At 66.1% G+C, this 20,381-nt stretch carries 20 protein-coding genes; 8 read left to right on the forward strand and 12 right to left on the reverse strand.

All coding sequences use genetic code 11. From position 1 onward, the window contains the following. The gene (locus QFZ23_RS16530; RefSeq protein WP_306924524.1) at nt 1–657 is read left to right on the forward strand and encodes an NADPH-dependent F420 reductase; all 657 of its coding nucleotides are present in this window, start codon (nt 1–3) and stop codon (nt 655–657) included. Between the two features lie 81 nt (nt 658–738). On the opposite strand, the gene QFZ23_RS16535 is transcribed toward QFZ23_RS16530, so the two are convergent. The 5 genes from QFZ23_RS16535 to mnmA form a co-directional block, all read right to left on the reverse strand. Further along, a complete protein-coding gene (locus QFZ23_RS16535; protein ID WP_306924526.1) occupies nt 739–2,454 on the reverse strand; it encodes an ABC transporter ATP-binding protein in 1,716 nt (571 codons plus the stop codon). Next, nucleotides 2,451–3,473, reverse strand: a complete 1,023-nt coding sequence (locus QFZ23_RS16540) for an ABC transporter permease (protein WP_306924527.1) — start codon at nt 3,471–3,473, stop codon at nt 2,451–2,453. The genes QFZ23_RS16535 and QFZ23_RS16540 overlap by 4 nt, the downstream gene beginning before the upstream one ends. A 1-nt stretch (nt 3,474) precedes the next feature. Further along, a complete protein-coding gene (locus QFZ23_RS16545) occupies nt 3,475–4,566 on the reverse strand; it encodes an ABC transporter permease (RefSeq protein WP_306924529.1) in 1,092 nt (363 codons plus the stop codon). A 129-nt stretch (nt 4,567–4,695) separates the two neighbouring features. Further along, nucleotides 4,696–6,330, reverse strand: a complete 1,635-nt coding sequence (locus tag QFZ23_RS16550; RefSeq protein WP_306924530.1) for an ABC transporter substrate-binding protein — start codon at nt 6,328–6,330, stop codon at nt 4,696–4,698. 249 nt (nt 6,331–6,579) lie between these two features. Beyond that, nucleotides 6,580–7,719, reverse strand: a complete 1,140-nt coding sequence (gene mnmA, locus QFZ23_RS16555; RefSeq protein ID WP_306924532.1) for a tRNA 2-thiouridine(34) synthase MnmA — start codon at nt 7,717–7,719, stop codon at nt 6,580–6,582. A gap of 155 nt (nt 7,720–7,874) precedes the next feature. On the opposite strand from mnmA, the gene QFZ23_RS16560 reads away from it, so the two are divergent. Further along, entirely contained in the window at nt 7,875–8,666 is a 792-nt protein-coding gene (locus QFZ23_RS16560) for an NAD(P)/FAD-dependent oxidoreductase (protein WP_306924534.1), read from the forward strand. Next, nucleotides 8,548–9,129 carry an FAD-dependent oxidoreductase gene (locus QFZ23_RS16565; protein ID WP_306926904.1) on the forward strand — a complete coding sequence of 194 codons (582 nt, stop codon included), beginning with the start codon at nt 8,548–8,550 and terminating at the stop codon, nt 9,127–9,129. The genes QFZ23_RS16560 and QFZ23_RS16565 overlap by 119 nt, the downstream gene beginning before the upstream one ends. Here QFZ23_RS16565 and QFZ23_RS16570 read toward each other — a convergent pair. Then, nucleotides 9,108–10,337: a cysteine desulfurase family protein gene (locus tag QFZ23_RS16570; protein ID WP_306924536.1), complete on the reverse strand. Its 1,230-nt coding sequence runs from the start codon at nt 10,335–10,337 to the stop codon at nt 9,108–9,110. The genes QFZ23_RS16565 and QFZ23_RS16570 overlap by 22 nt on opposite strands. A gap of 71 nt (nt 10,338–10,408) precedes the next feature. Further along, nucleotides 10,409–11,098 (reverse strand): helix-turn-helix transcriptional regulator, encoded by a 690-nt coding sequence (locus QFZ23_RS16575; RefSeq protein WP_306924538.1) that lies wholly within the window; start codon nt 11,096–11,098, stop codon nt 10,409–10,411. A gap of 91 nt (nt 11,099–11,189) precedes the next feature. Between QFZ23_RS16575 and QFZ23_RS16580 the strand changes: the two genes are divergently transcribed. Further along, nucleotides 11,190–11,636 carry a hypothetical protein gene (locus tag QFZ23_RS16580; protein ID WP_306924540.1) on the forward strand — a complete coding sequence of 149 codons (447 nt, stop codon included), beginning with the start codon at nt 11,190–11,192 and terminating at the stop codon, nt 11,634–11,636. Here the strand turns inward: QFZ23_RS16580 and QFZ23_RS16585 are convergent. Continuing rightward, a complete protein-coding gene (locus QFZ23_RS16585) occupies nt 11,606–12,301 on the reverse strand; it encodes a hypothetical protein (RefSeq protein ID WP_306924541.1) in 696 nt (231 codons plus the stop codon). The two genes, QFZ23_RS16580 and QFZ23_RS16585, sit on opposite strands and share 31 nt — an antisense overlap. Before the next feature lie 149 nt (nt 12,302–12,450). Between QFZ23_RS16585 and QFZ23_RS16590 the strand changes: the two genes are divergently transcribed. From QFZ23_RS16590 to QFZ23_RS16605, 4 genes are all read left to right on the forward strand, one after another. Beyond that, on the forward strand, nt 12,451–13,395 hold the full coding sequence (locus QFZ23_RS16590; protein WP_306924542.1) for a J domain-containing protein: 945 nt from the start codon (nt 12,451–12,453) through the stop codon (nt 13,393–13,395). Between the two features lie 46 nt (nt 13,396–13,441). Beyond that, complete coding sequence (locus tag QFZ23_RS16595; protein WP_306924544.1) at nt 13,442–13,909, forward strand: tRNA (cytidine(34)-2'-O)-methyltransferase; 468 nt, start codon at nt 13,442–13,444, stop codon at nt 13,907–13,909. A gap of 215 nt (nt 13,910–14,124) precedes the next feature. Next, nucleotides 14,125–14,730 carry an ECF RNA polymerase sigma factor SigK gene (sigK, locus tag QFZ23_RS16600; RefSeq protein ID WP_306926906.1) on the forward strand — a complete coding sequence of 202 codons (606 nt, stop codon included), beginning with the start codon at nt 14,125–14,127 and terminating at the stop codon, nt 14,728–14,730. Between the two features lie 2 nt (nt 14,731–14,732). Continuing rightward, nucleotides 14,733–15,590, forward strand: a complete 858-nt coding sequence (locus QFZ23_RS16605) for an anti-sigma factor (protein WP_306924546.1) — start codon at nt 14,733–14,735, stop codon at nt 15,588–15,590. A 74-nt stretch (nt 15,591–15,664) separates the two neighbouring features. Here QFZ23_RS16605 and QFZ23_RS16610 read toward each other — a convergent pair whose 3' ends face one another. The 4 genes from QFZ23_RS16610 to QFZ23_RS16625 all read right to left on the reverse strand — a co-directional run bounded on the left by QFZ23_RS16610 (nt 15,665) and on the right by QFZ23_RS16625 (nt 20,127). After that, complete coding sequence (locus tag QFZ23_RS16610) at nt 15,665–16,444, reverse strand: PIG-L deacetylase family protein (protein WP_306924548.1); 780 nt, start codon at nt 16,442–16,444, stop codon at nt 15,665–15,667. A 4-nt stretch (nt 16,445–16,448) separates the two neighbouring features. After that, the gene (locus QFZ23_RS16615) at nt 16,449–17,402 is read right to left on the reverse strand and encodes an electron transfer flavoprotein subunit alpha/FixB family protein (RefSeq protein WP_306924550.1); all 954 of its coding nucleotides are present in this window, start codon (nt 17,400–17,402) and stop codon (nt 16,449–16,451) included. 14 nt (nt 17,403–17,416) lie between these two features. Further along, the gene (locus QFZ23_RS16620) at nt 17,417–18,217 is read right to left on the reverse strand and encodes an electron transfer flavoprotein subunit beta/FixA family protein (protein ID WP_102971961.1); all 801 of its coding nucleotides are present in this window, start codon (nt 18,215–18,217) and stop codon (nt 17,417–17,419) included. A 245-nt stretch (nt 18,218–18,462) separates the two neighbouring features. Then, nucleotides 18,463–20,127, reverse strand: a complete 1,665-nt coding sequence (locus tag QFZ23_RS16625) for a S1C family serine protease (RefSeq protein ID WP_306924552.1) — start codon at nt 20,125–20,127, stop codon at nt 18,463–18,465. Nucleotides 20,128–20,381 lie beyond the last annotated feature (254 nt).

A 20,381-nucleotide genomic window follows, 5' to 3' on the forward strand; every position in this document is an offset into this window, starting at 1 on the left:
ATGAGGATCGCAGTTCTTGGTACCGGAGTGGTGGGCAGGACCCTGGCGGGAAAACTCGTGGAGTCCGGGCACGACGTCGTTCTCGGGTCGCGGCGCGCCACCAACGAAGCTGCCGTGGGGTGGGCAGCGGAAGCGGGGCCGCGGGCCAAGGCCGCGACCTTCTTCGACGCCGCGGCGGAGGCAGAGCTGGTCATCAATGCCACGCCCGGAACTGTTTCGCTCGAAGTGCTGGCCGCGGCCAGCACGAAGAACCTCGCCGGCAAGGTGCTGATCGATGTGGCCAACCCGCTGGACCATTCGGCCGGCTTCCCGCCGTCGCTCTCCATCTCGAACACCGACAGCCTGGCGGAAACCATCCAACGGGCGTTTCCCACGGCCCGCGTGGTGAAAGCACTGAACACAATGCGCGCCGATGTCATGGTGGCCCCGGACCGGCTGTCAGGTGGGGATCACGACGTGTTCATGGCCGGGGACGACGCGGAGGCCAAGGAAGTGGTGGCCGGACTCCTGCGGGTGTTCGGCTGGCGGCCCGAACACATCAGGGACCTGGGCCCGCTCGAGGCGGCACGGGGCCTGGAAATGTGGCTGCCGCTGTGGCTGCGGATTTTCCTGAAGCAGGGGGACAGGGTGTTCAACATCAAGGTGGTCTCTGAATAGGGCAGCAGGCCCGTATCCCCGATCTTGGCGAAAGGTGGGACACGGGCCTGCCGTGCAATTTCCGGCTAGATACCCAGCGTTCTAGATGCCCAGCAGTGTCCGGTGGCCCTCCCGGCGCTTGGCCTGCTCGGCGGGATCCGGGACAGGCAGGGAGGCGATCAGGCGCTTCGTGTAGTCATGCTGCGGAGCACCCATGACGTGGTGGCCAATCCCCTGCTCAACGAGTTTGCCTTTGTACAGCACCCCGACCCAGTGCGCCAGCATGTCCACCACCGCGAGGTCGTGGCTGATGAACAGCGCCGCGAACCCGAACTCCTGCTGGATTTCCCGGAAGAGCTCCAACACTTTCGCCTGCACCGAAACGTCCAGCGCCGACGTCGGCTCATCGGCGATGAGCAGTTTCGGATTCAGGATCAGCGCCCGCGCCAGGGATGCGCGCTGGCGCTGCCCGCCGCTGAGCTCGTGCGGGAAACGGTCAGCGTACGACGCCGGCAGCTGGACTGACTCCAGCAGTTCACCAACGCGTTTGCGCGCCTGCGCCGGTGACGGGTTGGTGTGGATGACCAGCGGTTCGGCGACGCAGTCGCCGATGGTCAGCTGGGGGTTGAAGGACGCCGCCGGGTCCTGGAAGACGAACCCGATCTCCTTCCGGAGCGGCTTGAAGCTCCGTTCCTTGAAGTTCAGCATCTCGTAGCCGAGCACGTTCAGGCTCCCGCCGGTGGTCCGGTTGAGGCCGGCGATGGCCCGCCCGATGGTTGTCTTGCCCGACCCCGATTCGCCGACGAGACCGAACACCTCGCCCTCGGATACCGTGAAGCTGACGCCGTCCACAGCCTTGAATGCGGGGCTGCCCAGCCGTCCGGGATACTCGATGGTGAGGCCCTTCGCCTCCACCAGGACCTTGCCGTCCTGGTGCGCCCGTTCCGTCATGCCTTCCGATGCCGAATGCCGGCCAAGGTGCGGCACGGCGGCCAGCAGCTTCCGGGTGTAGTCCTGCCGCGGCTCGGCGAAGAGGGACTTCGCCGAGGCCTCCTCGACGACGTCACCCTGGTACATCACCACGACGCGGTCCGCGAGGTCGGCTACCACGCCCATGTTGTGCGTGATCAGCACAATGGACGTCCCGTACTTGTCCCTCAAGTCCCGCAGGAGATCGAGGATCTCCGCCTGCACGGTGACGTCCAGCGCGGTGGTGGGTTCGTCAGCCACGATCAGCCCGGGGTTCAGGGCGAGCGCAGCGGCGATGACCACGCGCTGTTTCTGGCCGCCGGAGAACTGATGGGGGTAGTAGTTGACGCGCGTTTCGGGGTCCGGGATGCCCACTTTGCGCAGGGCTTCGACGGCCCTGGCCTTCGCCTCCTTCGCCGTGACCCGCTTGCCGCCGTCCCGGCCTGCGTGGGCGAGGATCCCTTCGGCGATCTGCCAGCCGACCGTGAACACTGGGTTCAATGCCGTGGACGGCTCCTGGAAGACCATGGCAACGTCCCGCCCCCGGATCTGCCGGAGCTTCCCGGGGCTGACGCTGATGACGTTGCTGCCGTTGATCAGCACCGCGCCGGAGCTGATGGCGGTTTCCGGCAGCAGGCCCAGGATGGTCTTGGCCGTCACGGTCTTGCCAGAGCCGGACTCGCCGACAATGGCGAGCACCTCCCCCGCCCTCACTTCAAGGCTCACGTCCTTGACTGCGTACACGTCCCCGGCGTCGGTGGCGAACGTGACCTTGAGGTGGTCGATGTCCAGCACGGGTCCGGTGCCGGCCGGGTGCCGGTCTGAAACCGATCCGATGTTGATGGTCATGAGCTTCTCACATCTGCTGAAATGGCTGCCTGGGCGGCCGCGGTGGAGTCCGCTCCGCCCTTGGTCCCGGCGCGCTTGCGGCCGCGGAGGCGGGGATCGTTAAGGTCGTTGATGCTCTCCCCCACGAGCGTGAGGCCAAGGACTGTCCAGACGATGGCAAGGCCCGGGAACACGCCGGTCCACCAGATGCCGGACGTTGTGTCCGCGAGTGCCTTGTTGAGGTCGAAACCCCATTCGGCAGCGGACGAGGGTTCGATGCCGAATCCCAGGAAGCCCAGGCCCGCCAGGGTCAGGATTGCCTCGGACGCATTCAGTGTGAAAATCAGCGGAAGGGTCCGGGTGGCATTGCGGTAGATATGCCTGCCCATGATGCGGATGCTTGACGCGCCCACCACCTTCGCCGATTCGACGAAGGGTTCCGCCTTGAGCCTGATCGTCTCCGCCCTGATGACCCGGAAGTACTGCGGAATGAACACCACGGTGATGGAGATCGCCGCGGCAAGCACGCCGCCAAAGAGGCTGGACTCGCCGCCGCTGATGACGATGGCCATGACGATGGCCACCAGCAGGGACGGGAACGCGTAGATGGCGTCTGCCACGACCACGAGGATGCGGTCGAGCCAGCCGCCGAGGTATCCGCTCACCAGGCCGAGGATGACACCGGCGAAGATGGACAGGACGACGGCCACCACGATCACGAGGATGGCGGTCTGGGAGCCCCAGATGACCCGGGACAGGACATCGTAGCCGCCCACGGTGGTGCCCAGCGGATGCTTTCCGCCGGGAGGCTGCTGTGTGGGGAAGCTGCCGTCGGCGTCGGAGAGCTGCGCGAATCCGTAGGGGGCAAGGAGCGGCGCGAAGATGGCTGTGAGGAGGAAGACGCCGGTCAGGACGAGGCCGACGACGAGCATCCCCCGCTGGAGTCCGACGCTCTTGTTGAAGTGGGAGATAACGGGCAGCCGCTTGAGCAGCGGCGCCCTGCGGTCTGCCGTGGCTTTCACTGGAGTGGTGATGCTCATGTCAGTACCTCACACGGGGATCGATCAGCGCGGCCACGATGTCCACGATGAAGTTGGTGACGGCGACGATCACGGCCAGGAGCACCACGATGCCTTGGACCGCCACGAAATCCCGGGCCGTCAGGTAGTTGGCCAGCTGGAAGCCCAGCCCCTTCCACTCGAACGTTTTTTCGGTCAGCACGGCGCCGCCAAGCATCACGGCGATCTGCAGGCCCATCACGGTGATGATGGGGATCAGGGCAGGCTTGTAGGCGTGTTTGGTGACCAACCGGAACTCGCTGACGCCCCGCGAACGCCCCGCCTCGATGTAATCTCGGCCCAGGGTGCCGATGACATTGGTGCGCACCAGCCGGAGGAAAATGCCGGCTGTCAGCAGGCCCAGGGCAACGGCGGGCAGGACCGCGTGCGCCATCACATCGCCGAGTGCGGCCATATTGCCGCTTCTGAGCGCGTCGAGCCAATAGATTCCTGTTGGCGCCTGCAGTCCGGTGAGGGCAAGTTCGCTGGAGGTCTTCGCCCGCCCCGCCACGGGGAGCCAGCCAAGCCAAACGGAGAACGTCAGCTTCAGCAGGAGCCCGGCAAAGAACACGGGAGTGGCGTAGCAAAGGATGGCAAAGACCCGCAGCACGGCGTCGGGAAGGTGGTCACGCCGGTGCGCGGCGACCATCCCGAACGGAATGCCCACCAGCAGCGCGACGATCAGCGCATTGATGGTCAGTTCGAGGGTGGCTGAACCGTACGTCGCCAGCATTTCGGTGACTTTGCGGTTGTCGGACAGCGTGGTGCCGAAGTTGCCCGTGACAAGCTGGCCCAGGTATTCGAAGTACTGCACGGGAAGCGGGCGGTCATAGCCGGCCGCATGGATCCGCTCCTGCAGCTGGTCCGGGGGCAGCCGGCCGCCCATGGCGGCGGTGATGGGATCGCCGGTGATCCTCATGAGGAAGAACACCATGGTGACCAGGATGAAGATTGTGGGGAAGATCAGGAGGAACCTGATCATAAGGTATTGGCCCAGTCCCCCGCCGGACTTCTTTTTCTTTGTCGGCAAAAGGCCGTCGGCGTCGCTTGGCGGCGCTTCGATGAGAGTTGTCATTACTGCCTGATTCTGTGTTTCCGGAAGCCTTGTGGGATCCGGAATCGGCTGTTCTGGAACCAGCGCGAAGGCGGGACGCCTGGTAAGCGCCCCGCCTCCTTGGCCGGTCAGGACGTTAGGTCGGCGCGCCTACTTGGAGATTACGCCGAGACGCGTCTTGAACGAAGGATCCAGCGTTTGTTCCACACCCTTGACATCCGCGCCAGCCACCATCAGCTGGGCGCCCTGCAGCAACGGCAACGTTGAAAGGTCCTTGGCGACGGCCGTCTGGACGTCACCGATGAGCTTTTCGCGCTCGGTCTTGTCAGCCGTGACCAGTTGCTTCTTGATGACGTCAGTGACGGCCGGGTTTTCGTAGTGGTTCTTGAGGAAGTTGCCCGGGAGAAAGAACGGCGTCAGGTAGTTGTCGGCGTCGGAATAGTCCGGGAACCAGCCAAGCTGGTAGACGGGGTAGGCGTCTGCGGTGCGTGCCTTGGAGTAGGTGACCCATTCGGTGGACTGGAGGTCCACCTTGAACAGGCCCGACTTTTCCAGCTGTTCCTTGACCATGGCGTATTCATCGCCCGAGGACTTGCCATAGTGGTCGGGGTTGTACTGGAGCTTGATGTTAACCGTGCCGGTGATGCCGGCGTCGGCGAATGCCTTCTTGGCCTTTTCAACATCGGGCTTGCCGTTGCCGTCGCCGTACATTTCCTTGAGGGGTTGGGCTGCGCCCGGCAGTCCGTCCGGAACGACGGAGTACGCCGGCAGGTACGTGCCCTTGTAGACTTGGGTGGCGATAGCGTCGCGGTCCACGATGTTGGCCATGGCCTGGCGCACAGCCAGCGCCTTCTTGGCGTCGGCGTCGGCTGTCTTGGCGCCGAAGGGCATGGTGTCGAAGTTGAACACGATGTAGCGCAGTTCGCCACCGGGGCCCTTGTGGACCTTGACCTTGGAATCCTTTTCCAAGTCGGCCGCGTCGGTGGCTGTGAGGCTGCGGCCGGCGACGTCGATGTTGCCCTGCTGCACGTCCAGCTTCAGGTTGTTGGAGTCGGCATAGTATTTGATGTTGGCGCCGTCATTGGCGGGTTTGCCGAGGATGCCCTGGTAGTCCGGGTTGGCTTTGAGGCTGACCAACTCGTTCTTCTTGTAGCTCTCGATCGTGTACTGACCCGCGAAGGGCTTGCCCTTGACGATGTCGTCGTCGCCCATGATCTTGTTTGCCGGAAAGACTTCTTCATCGATGACGGGCCCGGCATTGGTACCGAGCACGCTTGGGAAGACCTGATCATTGGCTGCCTTGAGCGTGAAAACGACCGTGGAATCATCCTTGGCTGCCACCGATTTCAGGTTCGAGAGCAGCGAAGCCGGCCCGTTGGGGTCGGCGATCTTGACCACGCGGTCGATCGAGAACTTCACATCTGAGGACGTGAGCGCGTGGCCGTTCGCGAACTTGAGGCCCGGCTTGAGCTTGACCGTGTATTCCGTGGGGCTCGTGAATGAGGCGGACTCCACGATGTCGGGGCTGGCCTCCGGAGATCCCGGCTTGGAGTTCATGAGGAACGGATAGACCTGGTTCATCACCATGAACGAGCCGGCGTCGTAGGAGCCGGCCGGGTCCAGGGTGACGACCTTGTCCGTGGTCCCGTAGGTGATGGTGCCTCCGCCGGCGCCGCCGGTGGACGTGCCGCCGCCACCGGAAGGGCCGGTGCAGGCTGTGAGTGCGAAAGCGGAAACGCCTGCCAGCGCGATAGCGCTCCGCAAGGCCCTCTGATTCTTTGCCATCTGTGAACTTTCTGTTCGATGAGTACGCGCGGGGTGCCCGATCTGACTCGTGTGCGGGCAGCCCGCTGATGCCTCTGATTCAACCAGAAGGTTGCCCGGTGAAACATTGCATCGTGTGAGTTGAGACACAAAATTTACCAGACGGGCTTGCCGTCCACTGACCGAACGGTCGGAAACCAGGAAGTGGCAACAAAAAACGGCCGGCGGAACAATCCGCCGGCCGCTCTCACTCCGGAAACCGGAGCACGGTTAAAGTTGTGCCCGCTGCAGGGACCGAGCAGCGTCGATGGTCGCCTGGCCGAGGACCCTGCTGCCCTGGTAGAGCACCACGGTCTGGCCCGGTGAAACACCGCGCAGGGGATCCGTCAGGGTCACCACGAGGCTGTCCCGCTCGATCCCGGCGTCGTCAGCGAGACGCTCCATCCGCGCAATGGCAGGTACGGGGTCACCGTGCGCGCGGACCTGCGCATGGCAGTCAAAGTCGGCGCCGGAGCCGACCTCATCGATGGGCAGGCCGGCCCAGGAAACCTTGATGCCGCGGATCTCGTCGATGGCCAGCAGGGCCTCAGGCCCCACCACCACCTTGTTTTCTTTCGGCCGGATCTCCAGCACGAACCGCGGCTTGCCGTCCGCCGCCGGCCGGCCAAGCTTCAGCCCCCGCCGCTGCCCGACGGTGAACGCGTTCGCTCCGCCGTGTTCGCCCACCTTGGCGCCGGTCTCATCGACGACGTCACCCGTGGTCATGTCGATCTTTTCCGCGAGCCATCCGGCGGTGTCACCGTCCGGGATGAAGCAGATGTCGTGGCTGTCCGGCTTGTTGGCCACGGACAGCCCGCGCCGTTCGGCTTCCGCGCGCACTTCCGCCTTGGACGGCGTGTCCGCAAGCGGGAACATGGAGTGCTTCAGCTGCTCATGGGTGAGTACGCCCAGGACGTAGCTCTGGTCTTTGGCCCAATCGGCGGCGCGATGCAGCTCGCGGTTTCCGTCGGCGTCCTCGATCACCTTGGCGTAGTGGCCGGTGCAGACGGCATCGAACCCGAGGGCGATCGCCTTTTCGAGCAGGGCAGCAAACTTGATGCGCTCGTTGCAGCGCATGCAGGGGTTGGGGGTGCGGCCGGCGGCGTACTCGTCGATGAAGTCCTGGACCACATCCTCCTTGAACCGCTCGGAGAAATCCCACACGTAGTAGGGAATCCCCAGGACGTCGCAGGCCCGCCAGGCATCGCGCGAATCTTCAATGGTGCAGCAGCCCCTGCTGCCGGTGCGCAGGGTGCCCGGCATCCTCGACAGAGCGAGGTGGACGCCGACGACGTCGTGCCCCGCCTCGACGGCGCGGGCGGCTGCGACGGCGGAGTCAACTCCGCCGCTCATGGCTGCTAGAACTCGCATTATGGCTTTCTGTTGACACCGGTTGCCGAACTATTCTACTGCCAGCCGGAATGAGGGCCTAAATCTCCTTGACGGTTCCCGTTCGCCCTTCTAAAGTCACGAGTACCGTTTTTAGAACGCGGGCCGCTGGCCTGCCGGCCGAATCGAGTAGCGCCATGACCCCTGAAAGCATTGTCATCGCCGGCGCCGGGCTGGCCGGCGCGACGGCGGCCCGCACCCTGCGTGCCGAAGGGTACGCCGGGAACATCACCATCGCCGGCACCGAGCCGCACCCTCCCTATCTCCGGCCGCCGCTGTCCAAGGAATACCTGCTCGGCAAAGCCGGGGAGGATGCCGTCGAGATCGTGCCGGAGAGCTGGTACGCCGACAACAACGTCAGCCTCCGGCTGGACACCCCGGTGGCGTCGGTCGATCCTGCGGCACACACTGTCCGCTTCGCAGACGGGACAGTCCAGGGGTACGGGGCACTGCTGCTGGCGCCTGGCGCCACGCCCCGGACGCTGCCATTGAGCGGCGCGGAACTGGACGGCGTCAGCACCTTCCGCACGCTCGATGACAGCCGCCGCCTTCGGGAACAGCTGGTGTCCGGCGGCCGGAACGTTGTCCTCATCGGCTCCGGCTGGATCGGGATGGAACTGGCCGCGGCGGCAAGCACCTACGGCAACCAGGTCACGCTGCTCGGGCTTGAGGACATCCCGCTCGCAGCGGCGATCGGCCCGGAGCTTGGCGGCTTCTTCCGCACCCTGCACGAGGACAACGGAGTCCGCTTCCGGCTTCCCGCCTCCCGCCCAGGAGATCACCGGACAAGACGGAAAGGTGACGGGCGTGGTGACCGACGCCGGCGAGCTCCTGCCCGCGGACATCGTGGTCATCGCTGTGGGAGTGGCTCCGGAAACGGCACTTGCCGCCGCGGCCGGGCTGGAGGTCCGCAACGGCATCGTCACTGACGCTTCGCTGCGCACCAGCGCCCCGGATATTTTTGCCGCCGGCGACGCCGCCAATGCGCTGCATCCGTTCACGGGCGAGCACCACCGCAGCGAACACTGGTCCAATGCGCTCAACGGCGGCAAGGTGGCGGCCAAGGCCATGCTCGGCCAGGACGTCGCCCTGGACATGGTTCCCTACTTCTACACCGACCAATTCGACATCAGCATGGAGTACTCCGGCTTCCCGTCCCTCGCAGCAAAGGCTGCTCCGGTCATCCGCGGCTCGCTCGACAGCAAGGAGTTCGTGGCGTTCTGGCAGCAGGACGGGCGCGTCGTGGCCGGCATGAGCGTCAACTGGCCGAGGTCCGTCAAACCGAGTGCCCAGAAGACCATCAAGGCGCTCATCTCCGCCCGGGCCGAGGTGCCTGCCGGGCGCCTGGCCGACCAGGCGGTTCCCCTCGATCAGCTGATGCCGGAACCCTGACGGGCAACAGTGGCAGCCGTCTGAATGGAGGATTCGTGTCCGGCCATTCCGGCCTGCCGCGCCCGGGCATAAGCGCCGGGCAGGGCCGCGAGGAGTGCGTCCACGTCCGCTTCCGTCGACGGATGCCCAAGCGTGAAGCGCTGGGCACCACGCGCGGTCTCCTCGTCCAGGCCCATGGCAAGGAGGACGTGCGACGGACGCGGGACACCCGCCGTGCAGGCGGAGCCGGTGGACGATTCGACGCCGGCGAGGTCCAGGAGAAACAGCAGGGAGTCACCCTCGCAGCCAGGGAACGTGAAATGGGCGTTACCGGGCAGCCGCCCTTCGCCCTCCGGCCCGCGCAACACCGCGGCCGGAACTGCGTCACGGACCCCCGCGATGAGCCGGTCGCGCAGCCCGGAAATCCGCACCGCCTCGGCCTCGAGGTTCTTCGCGGCGGAGTCAGCAGCGGCGGCGAAGGCCGCTATGGATGCCGTGTCGAGCGTCCCCGAGCGGACGTCGCGCTCCTGGCCGCCGCCGTGCTGCACCGGAGTGAGCTTCACCGACCGCCCAAGAATGAGCGCACCGACGCCAACCGGCCCGCCGATCTTGTGGCCTGAGATGGACATGGCATCCAGCCCGGAGGCCCGGAAATCGACGGGGACGGAGCCAAACGCCTGCACTGCGTCGGAATGCACCGGGACGCCGGCGGCGTGCGCGAGTTCCACCACCCGGTGGACGGGCTGGATGCTCCCTACCTCGTTGTTGGCCCACATGACCGTCACCAGGGCAATGGAGTCGGGCTCACGTTGCAGTTCCGCCTGCAGCGCTTCGAGGTCCAGCACGCCTTCCTTGTTGACGGGCAGCCACGCAATTTCGGCCCCTTCGTGGCGCTCCAGCCACTCCACGGTGTCCAGCACGGCATGGTGTTCGACGGCGGAGCACAGGATCCGCCGCCGGCGCGGGTTTTCAGCCAGCCGGGACCAATACAGGCCCTTGACGGCCAGGTTGTCCGCTTCGGTGCCCCCCGAGGTGAAGATGACCTCCGAGGGATGGGCGCCTGCCGCGGCGGCGAGGATTTCCCGCGCGTCCTCCACCGAGCGCCTCGCCCGGCGGCCGGAGCCGTGGAGGGACGAGGGGTTCCCGGTCCGGGACAGCTCGCGCGTCAGGGCAGCCAGGGCTTCGGCGGCGATGGGTGTGGTGGCGGCATGGTCCAGGTAAACAGGCACGCTTAAAGTCTAGACGCCGCAGAATATCGGGAGCCGGCAGGATTCCAAACACCGGCGGGTTTCAGCCGCGGTCAGGGCCTGATCCTGGCACAGCAGCGCCCGACCGCCCGGTCCTCCTCCACTTTCTCCGCCGGTACTCCGCAGGCAGCGGCAACACCACTCAGAAACGCCCCGTTCATGGCACACACCACGTCCGCGTGCCCGTCGGCGAGCCGGTGGAAAGGACAGTTCATCAGGATGATTGCGCCCTCGGCGTCCCTTTCCGGCATATAGCCAACGCCGCCGAGCAGATCATCGAGGGACGCCCCGTTCCCGCCCAGGGAACGGCCCCGGGAGTAGGACGCGTCAGTCAATGCCTCGCGCACCCCTCCCCCGCCGGTCATGGCGGATTCGATCGCTGTGGCCATCAGCTCTCCGGCCAGGTCGTAGCTCCGGTCCGGAACCGACGCCCCCACCTCTTCCAGTGCCGGGCGGTACAGCTTCGCCGGACGGCCCGACCCCGGGCCGGCCTTTCCGCCGCGCTTGCGGAACTCGACGGCGAGCAGCCCGTCTCGGACCAGCCTGTCCAGGTGGAAGGACGCTGTGGATCGGGGCATGTCCAGCGCAGCCGCAGCGTCGTCCCGCCCCACAGCCGACGGCTGCCCGGCCACGTACTCAAAAAGGCGCCGCCTGCCAGCATCTCCCAGCGAGGCCAGGGCGGCCAGGCGGCCGGTCCACGACAGAGCGGGCTTTGATTCGCGGTTCTCAGCTGGTCGGTTCACAGGTCCAGCGTAACTCTAAAATCAAGATCCGTTGCTAAAGAAGGACGCGCAGTTCTAAAATCAAGCTATCTACCTTTAGAAGGAGTTCGTCATGAAAACCACAGCACTGAACGAGTCCGCCAGCCCGCACACGCTCGCGGCGGATCCCGCCCGCCAGGCGTTCCTGCTCCTGCGCACCGTCTTCACCGTGGCGCCCATCCTGTTCGGCCTGGACAAGTTCACCAACCTCCTGACCGAGTGGACCGGCTACCTCGCACCGTTGGTTCCGGCAACATTGCATCTGCCGGCGCAGACGGTGATGTACGCCGTCGGCGTCATCGAGATCATTGCCGGAATCCTGGTAGCCCTCCGGCCGCGGATCGGTTCGCTGGTGGTAGCTGCGTGGCTCCTGGGGATCATCGTGAACCTGATCGTCCTCGGGGCCTTCTACGACGTCGCCCTGCGCGACTTCGGCCTGGTCGTGGGTGCGCTGGCCCTCAACCGGCTGGCCACCGCCGCAGCGCCTCATCAGCCCGGCGGAACCACCGTCAGCCACTGAGCAATGTCTGCCCGGGCGGCGGCGAGCGCGGCCGCCGTCGGGCACGACGCCGACACGTAGACGGACGAGCCGGCCTTACCGAAAACCCGGGCCAGCACCGCGGTGGCCCGGCCGGCTTTCTGACCTGTTGGTTTGGCGCTACGTTCCAGGACCAGTACATCCACCGCTGGTCCGGGTTTGCCCCGTTCGCCGCCCCAGCGCAGCGACGCCGGCTTCAGGTAGGCGGGCAGGATGGTGGGGTCCAGATAGGCAAACAGCGCGGCTGTCGATTCCCTGTCATCAGCCGCCACCAGGGGCCACTGGTTCTGGCGCACCTCGGCCGCAACCTGGCAGCCGTCGGATTTTTGATAGCGGCTTGCGCCACCGGCGTTACTGACCACCTGTTTCCATTGCGGCGCTTCGGCCAAGTCCTCGGACAGCCCGACGGGAACACCGTGCGCCAGCGTGGCCCCCGCTGAGAAGGGCATGTTGCGGGCGGCCACCGCACCGGCGTCATGTCCGGGCGTGATGGTCGGCGTGCCCGGCCCGCTGGTGAGGGGCACGCTGCTTGGGGCGGCCGGATCAGGAACCCCCACGCTGCAGCCGCCCAAAAGGGCAGCAACTACACCGGCTGCCACCGCCACGTATGCAAGGCGGGCACCACCGCGACCTGTCCGAACTCCCATTCCGAAAAGTCTAGACGTCCTGCGTTTCCACCGGCGGGAACCCGCACCCCTGCTGCGGTCGTTGTCTCAAGAGACTGCCAAGACCGGCTTATATGCTTGGCACACCGGGCCGCGCATGCATGCCGGCAACAACGACTTAAGGACCATGCTTGACCAAGGGCAGCAGTTCCCACTACGAGGTGCTCCGCGTGGCGGTGACCGCGACGGAGAGGGAGATCAAGGTGGCCTACCGCAAGGCTGCCCGCGCTTCGCATCCCGACCACGGAGGCGACGCCGCGACATTCCGCCAGGTCACCCTCGCGTATGAAACGCTCATTGACCCCCAGCGGCGGGCCGCCTATGACCGTTCCTACGCGACCAGCCCGCGCAGGGGCCGCCAGGACAGCGATGAGGCGCACTTCGACGCCCCCGCTGCCGGCAGCCACGCCTCGGCGACGATCCACAAGCCAGGAACGCCCCGGAACACCTCCGCCGATGCCCCCGTCTACGTGCCGCCTTTCGACACGCCCGGCGCCGTACCGCTCCTCCCGCCGGAGCTGGCCGGCCAGCAGGTCCACGGCATGCCCAGGAAACGGGGCATCTTCGGCGCTGAAGCCAGGATCCAGCGGGAGCTGCGCACGGTCCAGCTGATCAGCAGGCAGGTCCTGCCGGCGATTCCGGCGGCCCGCCTCATCAACGGGCTGCAGTCCCCGGCGGACAACAGCCACATTGACCACGCCCTGCTCTCGGGCTACCGGCTTGCACTGATCGGTTCGATGCTGTTGCCCAAGGGAGCCTACGCCTGGGACGGAAACACTCTGAACCACGGCGGCAGGTCGATCGCCCCGCCACAGCTGGCCCAGGTGGTCCGGCGCATGCAGGACATTTTTCCCGAGCTCAACGTCACCGGATGGACAGTGGTCCACAGCCCGGACGGTAACCTCCACGAACCCGTCATCGACCGCCACCGCCGCTCCCGCGGCGGCTCCGACATTATCCAGGTGGTCAATGCCGCCGGCCTGGCCCGCGGGCTCAAGGATTTCCTGTCCTCCGGTCCGGCGCCGAACACAGTAAACGTTCCGGTGCTCGCGAGGCTGCTCAGGGGCATGCACTGAGGTCATGACCGAAGAGCGCAGGTTTTGCCGACGCTAGGATGGAACCGTGTTCCGCATCCTCTTCCACACGCCTGAAATTCCCGGCAATACGGGCAACGCCATCCGTCTCGCCGCCATCACCGGCGCTGAACTCCACCTCGTGGAGCCATTGGGCTTCGACTTCTCCGATGCCAAGCTCCGCCGCGCCGGCCTGGACTACCACGACCTGGCTGTGGTCACCGTCCACGCCAACATCGAGGCCGCGTGGGAGGCACTGCAGCCGGAGCGCGTCTTCGCCTTCACCTCAGACGGCGAGGTGTCCTACACAGACATTGCCTACCGGCCCGGTGATGTCCTGATGTTCGGCCCGGAGTCGGTGGGCCTGCCGGACGACCTGAAGCGCGATCCCCACGTCACCTCCCGGGTCCGCCTGCCCATGCTGCCATCCCTGCGGTCGCTGAACCTGGCGAACGCGGCCTCCATCGCCGTCTACGAGGCCTGGCGCCAGCAAGGTTTCACCGGCGCACAGCTTTGAGTGCAGCCCACCTGCACTGCACCCATCCAAGGCCCGTGCCGCGCCGAATCCCTCCTGAGCACATCCAAAGGGGATGCACATCCACAGGGGGTAAGGAGCGGCAGGTGACAACACAAAGGCCGGGCAACACGGCATTCCGTTTTGCCCGGCACGATGCCGCCGTGGCCGGAAACGGTGTGCAGCGCCCGCCAGCAGGCGACCTATGCTTGAGGGTGATGGATACTCCCAACGCGCCGAACTTTGACGCCACCGCGCCGCCCGGCACCGCCGTCGACCTGAACCAGCAGCTGGCACAGCTGCTGGAGCGGATTGCCCACGGCGACCAGGCGTCCTTCGCCGAGTTCTACCGGCTGACGTCGCGGCGGGTGTTCGGCATGGCGCGCCGGGTGCTAATCGACCCGGAGCTCAGCGAGGACGCTGTCCAGGAAGTCTTCCTGCAGGTTTGGCAAAACGCCGCGCGCTTCGATCCGGCGAGCGGAAGTCCCCTGGCCTGGCTCATGACCATCTCGCACCGCCGGGCCGTGGACAGGGTCCGGTCATCGCAGTCCGCGAGCGAGCGTGAGGCCAGGTACGGCGCCAACAGCCAGGACATCGACCACGACTCGGTCTCGGACGAGGTGGACAGCCGGCTCGAGGCCGAAGCCGTCGTCCGCTGCCTGGAGACCCTGACCCAGACGCAGCAGGAATCCGTTCGGCTCGCCTACTACGGCGGCCTCACCTACCGCGAAGTGGCTGAAAAGCTGAACACGGCCATTCCGACCATCAAGTCCCGCATCCGCGACGGACTGATCCGACTCAAGACCTGCTTGGGGGTGAGCTGACAATGACCGACACGAATGATTCCCGCGGGCGCCAGCTGCCCAGGGCATTTGCAGCCGATATTCCCACCGACCTTGCGGCCGGCCGGGCGGTTGAGCTCGCCGAAATTTACGCTCTGGACGCCATCAGCGACGCAGAGCGGGAAGCCATCGACGCCTACGTCGCAGGCGCTCCCGAGGCTGAACGCGCGTCCTTCAATGAACGCGTCCGCCAGGCCAGGGAGACCCTGGCCATGTCCTTTACCGCCGAGGAGGAGCCGCCTGCGGACCTGTTCGCCCGGATCGTCGCGCAGCTTCCCGCTGCTGCACCGGCGGCGGAGCCAGCCAAGGCAAACACTGCCGCTGATGCGTCGGCGGAGCCGGCCCCCGCTGCTGACGAACTCTCCGCTGCGCGCCAGCGCCGTGAAGTACGACGCCGGCCGGCCGGCCTCCGTAACTGGCTGATCGGTGTTGCGGCTGCTGCCGTGATCGCGCTCGGCGGTGTGGGGATCGGGGCCTATGTGGCCAACCAGAACGATCCCTTCAACCAGGTCATCGAGGCTCAGGACGCGCGGCAGGCGACTGTCGACGTCAGCGGCGGAGGCACGGCCACGGTTTCGATCTCGCCGTCGCATGATGCGCTGGTGGTGCGGATGAAGGATGTGCCGCCGCCACCCGCGGGCAAGGTGTACCAGATGTGGCTGATTCCGAAGGATGGCTCCACTCCGGTGTCGCAGGGACTGATGGATGCGGAGGCGTTGTCGAAGCCTGCCCTGGTCAAGGGCATCGGCTCGGCAGCCGCGCTCGGCATCACTGTTGAGCCTGCCGGCGGATCCGCTACCCCGACCTCCCCCACCGTGGCTGCCGCGCCGCTGAACGCCTGACGCTCAGGGCCTGACGCTCAGCCGCTGAACCGGGCTACCTGCAGCTCAGCTCAGCTGCAGGCTGGCAGCACAGCCTAGAAACCTGCGATCGTCCCCGGGCCGTTGACCATGACCACGTGGAAGGCCTCGGCGCTCCGGCCGCCGGGCAGGCCTGCACGTTCGGCGTTTGCCTGCATGCCGCGCCGCACGGTGGCCTCCATGGCCTCCGCATCGGGATGCTGGCTGACGTGAACGTGGATCGCCTCGAGCTTGCTCTCCACATGCTTCGTGACATCCACAAAGTGGTTTTCGCGCTCCTCCGGACCGGCGTAGAGCCACAGCCAGGGAAGCTTGAAGGCCTCAAGGCCGGCCTCGGCGAGGTCCGGGTACGCGAACGGGTTTTCCACTGCAGGGTAGATGGCACGGGTCACCGCCTCTCCAACGGCCAGGTGGTCCGGATGGCTCTTCTGGATACGCTTCCAGTTGCGCTCCGGATGCATGGAAAGCACGACGTCGGGCCGGACTTCGCGGATCAGCTTCACCACACCGCGCATCACCTTGTGGTTCGGCTCAAGGTACCCGTCCCGCTGGTGCAGGTAGTGGATGTCCGTGACGCCGACGAGGGCCGCGGCACGTTCCTGCTCGGCAGCCCTGAGGGCAATGATTTCGGCGCGTTGCGCAGGGTCGAAGCCGCCGGCGTCGCCGTCGGTCATGATGCAATAACTCACCTCGACGCCGGCCGCTGTCCACGCGGCGACGGTGCCTGCGGCGCCGAAATCGATGTCATCGGGATGGGCTGAGAAACAGAGCACCCGCTCAATCCGGTGCTGTTCCGGATTGAACGGGCTCTGCGCTGGTGCAGCGTTTGGGGCCAAGGATTCAGCCCTTGCGCTTCTTGATTTCTTCAGTTGCCTGCGGCAGCACCTGGAAGAGATCGCCGACGATGCCGAAGTCCGCGATTTCGAACACGGGCGATTCGGCGTCCTTGTTCACGGCGACGATCACCTTGGCGGTCTGCATGCCGGCCTTCTGCTGGATGGCGCCGGAGATGCCGGCGGAAATGTAGAGCTGCGGCGAGACGGTCTTGCCGGTCTGGCCGACCTGGGCGTCGTGGCTGATCCAGCCGGCGTCCGTTGCCGCGCGGGATGCGCCCACGGCCGCACCTAGGGCATCCGCCAGCTCCTCCACGGGGCCGAAGTCGCCGTCGAGGCCGCGTCCGCCGGCCACCACGATACGCGCATCGGTGAGGTCGGGGCGGCCGCTGGCAACCTTCTGTTCCCGGGAGGTGATGCGGGCAGCCGTGGCGGTTGCGTCGGCGGGAGCGTCAATGGTCACCGTTTCGGGTGTGCCGGGGGCCGTAGCGGGTTCGGGGTCCACGGAGTTTGCCTTCACGGACAGCACGGTGACTGCGGTGGTGGCCTTCGCCGTCGTGGTGTATGAGCCGGCGAGCACCGACTTGTGGGCGGTGCCGTCGGCGTCGACCGCGACGACGTCGGTGATGACGCCGGCGCTGAGCCGGATGCCGAGCCGCGCCGCGATTTCCTTGCCCTCGGGCGAGTTCTCGAGCAGGACGGTGGTGGCACCGGACTTGTCCGCCACGGCAGCCAGGAAGGCGGCCTTCGGCGCAACGAGGTAGTCGTCGAGGTCCGTTGCGGACGGCCGGAAGACGGTGGCCGCACCGTAGGCACCCAGGCTGGCGGCGGCGTCGTCGGTCAGTTCGCCGTTGACCGCCACGGCGGTTTCCCCGAGCGAGCTGGCGATGGTGAGGAGTTCCAGGCTGCTCTTCTTGAGAGCCTGCCCGGGGTTGTCAATGAATACCAGTACGTTTGCCATGTTGTGGAGTCCTCTTAGAGCAGCTTCTGGGCGGCCAGGAAGTCAACCAGCTTGATGCCGGCGTCGCCTTCGTCCGTGATGATGGTGCCGGCAGTGCGCGGCGGGCGTTCCTCGGCGGCCGTCACGCGCGTCCAGGATCCGGCGTGGCCCACCTGGGAGGAATCGACTCCGATGTCAGCCAGGGAAAGGGTGGTGATGCTCTTGCGCTTGGCCGCGATGATGCCCTTGAAGTTGGGGTAGCGCGGCTCGTTGATCTGGTCGGTCACCGAGACCACTGCGGGCAGGGACGCCTCAACCGTCTCCGAGTGGGTGTCCGCATCGCGGCGTGCCGAGACACGTCCGCCGTCCACGTCCAGGGAGGAGGCGAAGGTAACCTGCGGAAGACCCAGACGCTCGGCGAGCTGCGCGGGCACCAGGGACGTCTCGCCGTCGGTGGAGGCCATGCCGGTCAGCACGAGGTCCACGGGGGTGTCCGCGCCGAGGTGGCGGACGGCAGCTGCGAGCGCCAGGGAGGTTGCCGCTGCGTCCGAGCCTGCGAGCGCGGCGTCGGTGAGGTGCACGCCTTCGGTGGCGCCGATCTGCAGGGACTTCTTGATGGCGTTCACGGCACCGGCAGGTCCCATGCTCAAAGCGATCACCTTGTTGCCGGCCTTGGCACCCCCGCGCGCTTCGGCAAGCTGCAGCGCGGCCTCCAGGGCATACTCATCCAGTTCAGACAGGATGCTCTCGTCGCGGTCCGTGGTGTGGCCCTCGCCGCTGAGGTGCCGGTCGAACTGGGCGTCCGGCACATGCTTGACCAGGACGACGATCTTCAATGTCTCTTCCACTGTATTTACAGCAGCCTTCCGTGCTTGTGGATAGCCAGCCGGGTGAGGTCATGGCCGTGGAACGCCCGGGATACGGGTAGCTCCTAGCTAACCATATTGGGCCCGTCATATGACGTCCCGTTAACGCCTGTGTCAAAGGCCTGAGTCAAAGGCAGGAACAACGACGGCGGCGGGCCGCACCCCCAGGTGCGGGCCGCCGCCGTGTTGTGCACTGTTGCTGCTCTGCGGCTGCGCTACTGCTCTGCGGCTGCGCCGAGCGTGACGTCCAGCTGCTGCTCGCGGCCGTTGCGCAGGACCGTGATCTTCACCGAGGAACCGGATGGCTGCTCGCGGACGGCAGCCGTCAGCTGGTTCGGGTCACTAATGGCCAGGTCATTGAAGCGGGTCACCACATCGCCCACCTTGATCCCTGCCTTGGCCGCCGCCGAGCCCTGCTCCACCGAGGCCACATCGGCACCCGTTGAGAACCCGGATGCGGATGCCGACTTCTCCTGGACACTCACGCCAAGCTGGCCGTGGGTGGCCTTGCCGTTGTCGATGATTTCCTGCGCCACGCGCTTTGCATTGTTGATCGGGATGCTGAAGCCCACGCCGATGTTGCCTGTTCCGCTTGCCGCGGAGCTGCCACCGGCGGAGGCAATCGCGACGTTGACACCGATCACTTCACCCTTGCTGTTCACCAGCGCGCCACCGGAGTTGCCCGGGTTGATGGCCGCATCTGTCTGGATGACGTTGATGGAAATTGATCCTTTGCTGGCCGGGTTCTGGCTCTGCCCCTGGCCCGGAGGAGCGAACTCAAATCCCTGGTCACCGCCCTGCGAATTGTCTGTCCCTTGCTTGGGCGCCGCCGAGGACGCCACGCTGATGGTCCTGTTGAGCGTGGAGACGATGCCGTCCGTCACCGTGCCGGTCAGGCCGAGCGGCGAACCGATGGCAACAGCCGTGTCCCCGACGTTCAGCTTGCTGGAATCACCCAGCACTGCCGGCGTGAGGCCGGACGGATTGTCCACCTTGATGACCGCAAGGTCGGAGAGCGGGTCTGTGCCAACGACCTTGGCGGTGAGCACGCGCCCGTCGTTGGTGCGGATTTCAATGTCTGCGCTCGCGGCCGTCCCGTCCAGCGTCACCACGTGGGTGTTGGTGAGAATGTGACCCTGGTCGTCGAGGATGACTCCCGAGCCCGTGCCGCCCTCGCTGCCATTGGTGGCCTTGATGGTCACAACGCTCGGGGATGCCTTGACCGCTGCTGCCGTGATCTCATTGACCGAGTCCTGGTTGTTGACGATCACCGTACCGGGCTGGCTGCCGGAACTGACAGCCGGCGCAGAGCCGGCGTCGAACAGGTTGCCGGCGCCTACCGTCGCAACGCCGCCGCCCACGAGCCCTGCGGCCAGGATGCTGGCCACGAGCGTGCCGACGCCGAACGTCGCCTTGCGCTTGGGCTGGTTGGCACGGCTGTCCTGGAAAGCGGAATGATTGTTGTGCTGGGAGTACTGGGGACCGATTGGTTGCGTCGCGGGCGCCGACTGCTGGCCGTAGAAGGGGGCATGCTGGGGGTAAACGGGGTGCGGATTGCCGGAGCGCTGCTGCTGCGGGCGTTCGCGGTTCTCCCCGGGGCTGCCATACGGCCGGCCTTCATCTGCCTGGACTCCCCGGGGCTGGCCTTCGCTTGGTTGGCCTGCGTCCTGTGCGGGCCGGTACAACGGCCGGGTGGGGTTGCGATCGGAGTCAAGGCGCACCGTGGGGTTCTCGGAACCGCCGGCTGTGCGGTATTCGCCGTCCTGCTGCGCAGGAGGCTGGAGACCCTCGGCGGGCTCAGGCCGAGGGGTCGGATCAACAGGGCGCCCTGAAGGATCTCGGTTCTCAGGTGCTGCGCCCGGTACTGGGTGCTCAGTCATTGGACTTCCTTTCATCCGCGTCTGTATTAACTATGGACGATCGGACTGAAACTAGTTCGGACGTTTGCTGGGAGGTTCCTGAATGCGCTCCGTCATGGTTTTCCTGCCATCGTTCTGGACGGCCACCAAGGTCTCCAGCGCTTTTCGCTGGTGGCATATTCCCCGCCGTGGACGGTCCCGCTGGTGCACCATAGAATCAAGAAGAATTGCCACAGCGACCTGCGGCTTTACACCCGGCGTGGGGGCGCTGCTGC

It is taken from the genome of Arthrobacter globiformis (assembly GCF_030818015.1).
In the GTDB taxonomy this organism is placed as follows: domain Bacteria; phylum Actinomycetota; class Actinomycetes; order Actinomycetales; family Micrococcaceae; genus Arthrobacter; species Arthrobacter globiformis_C.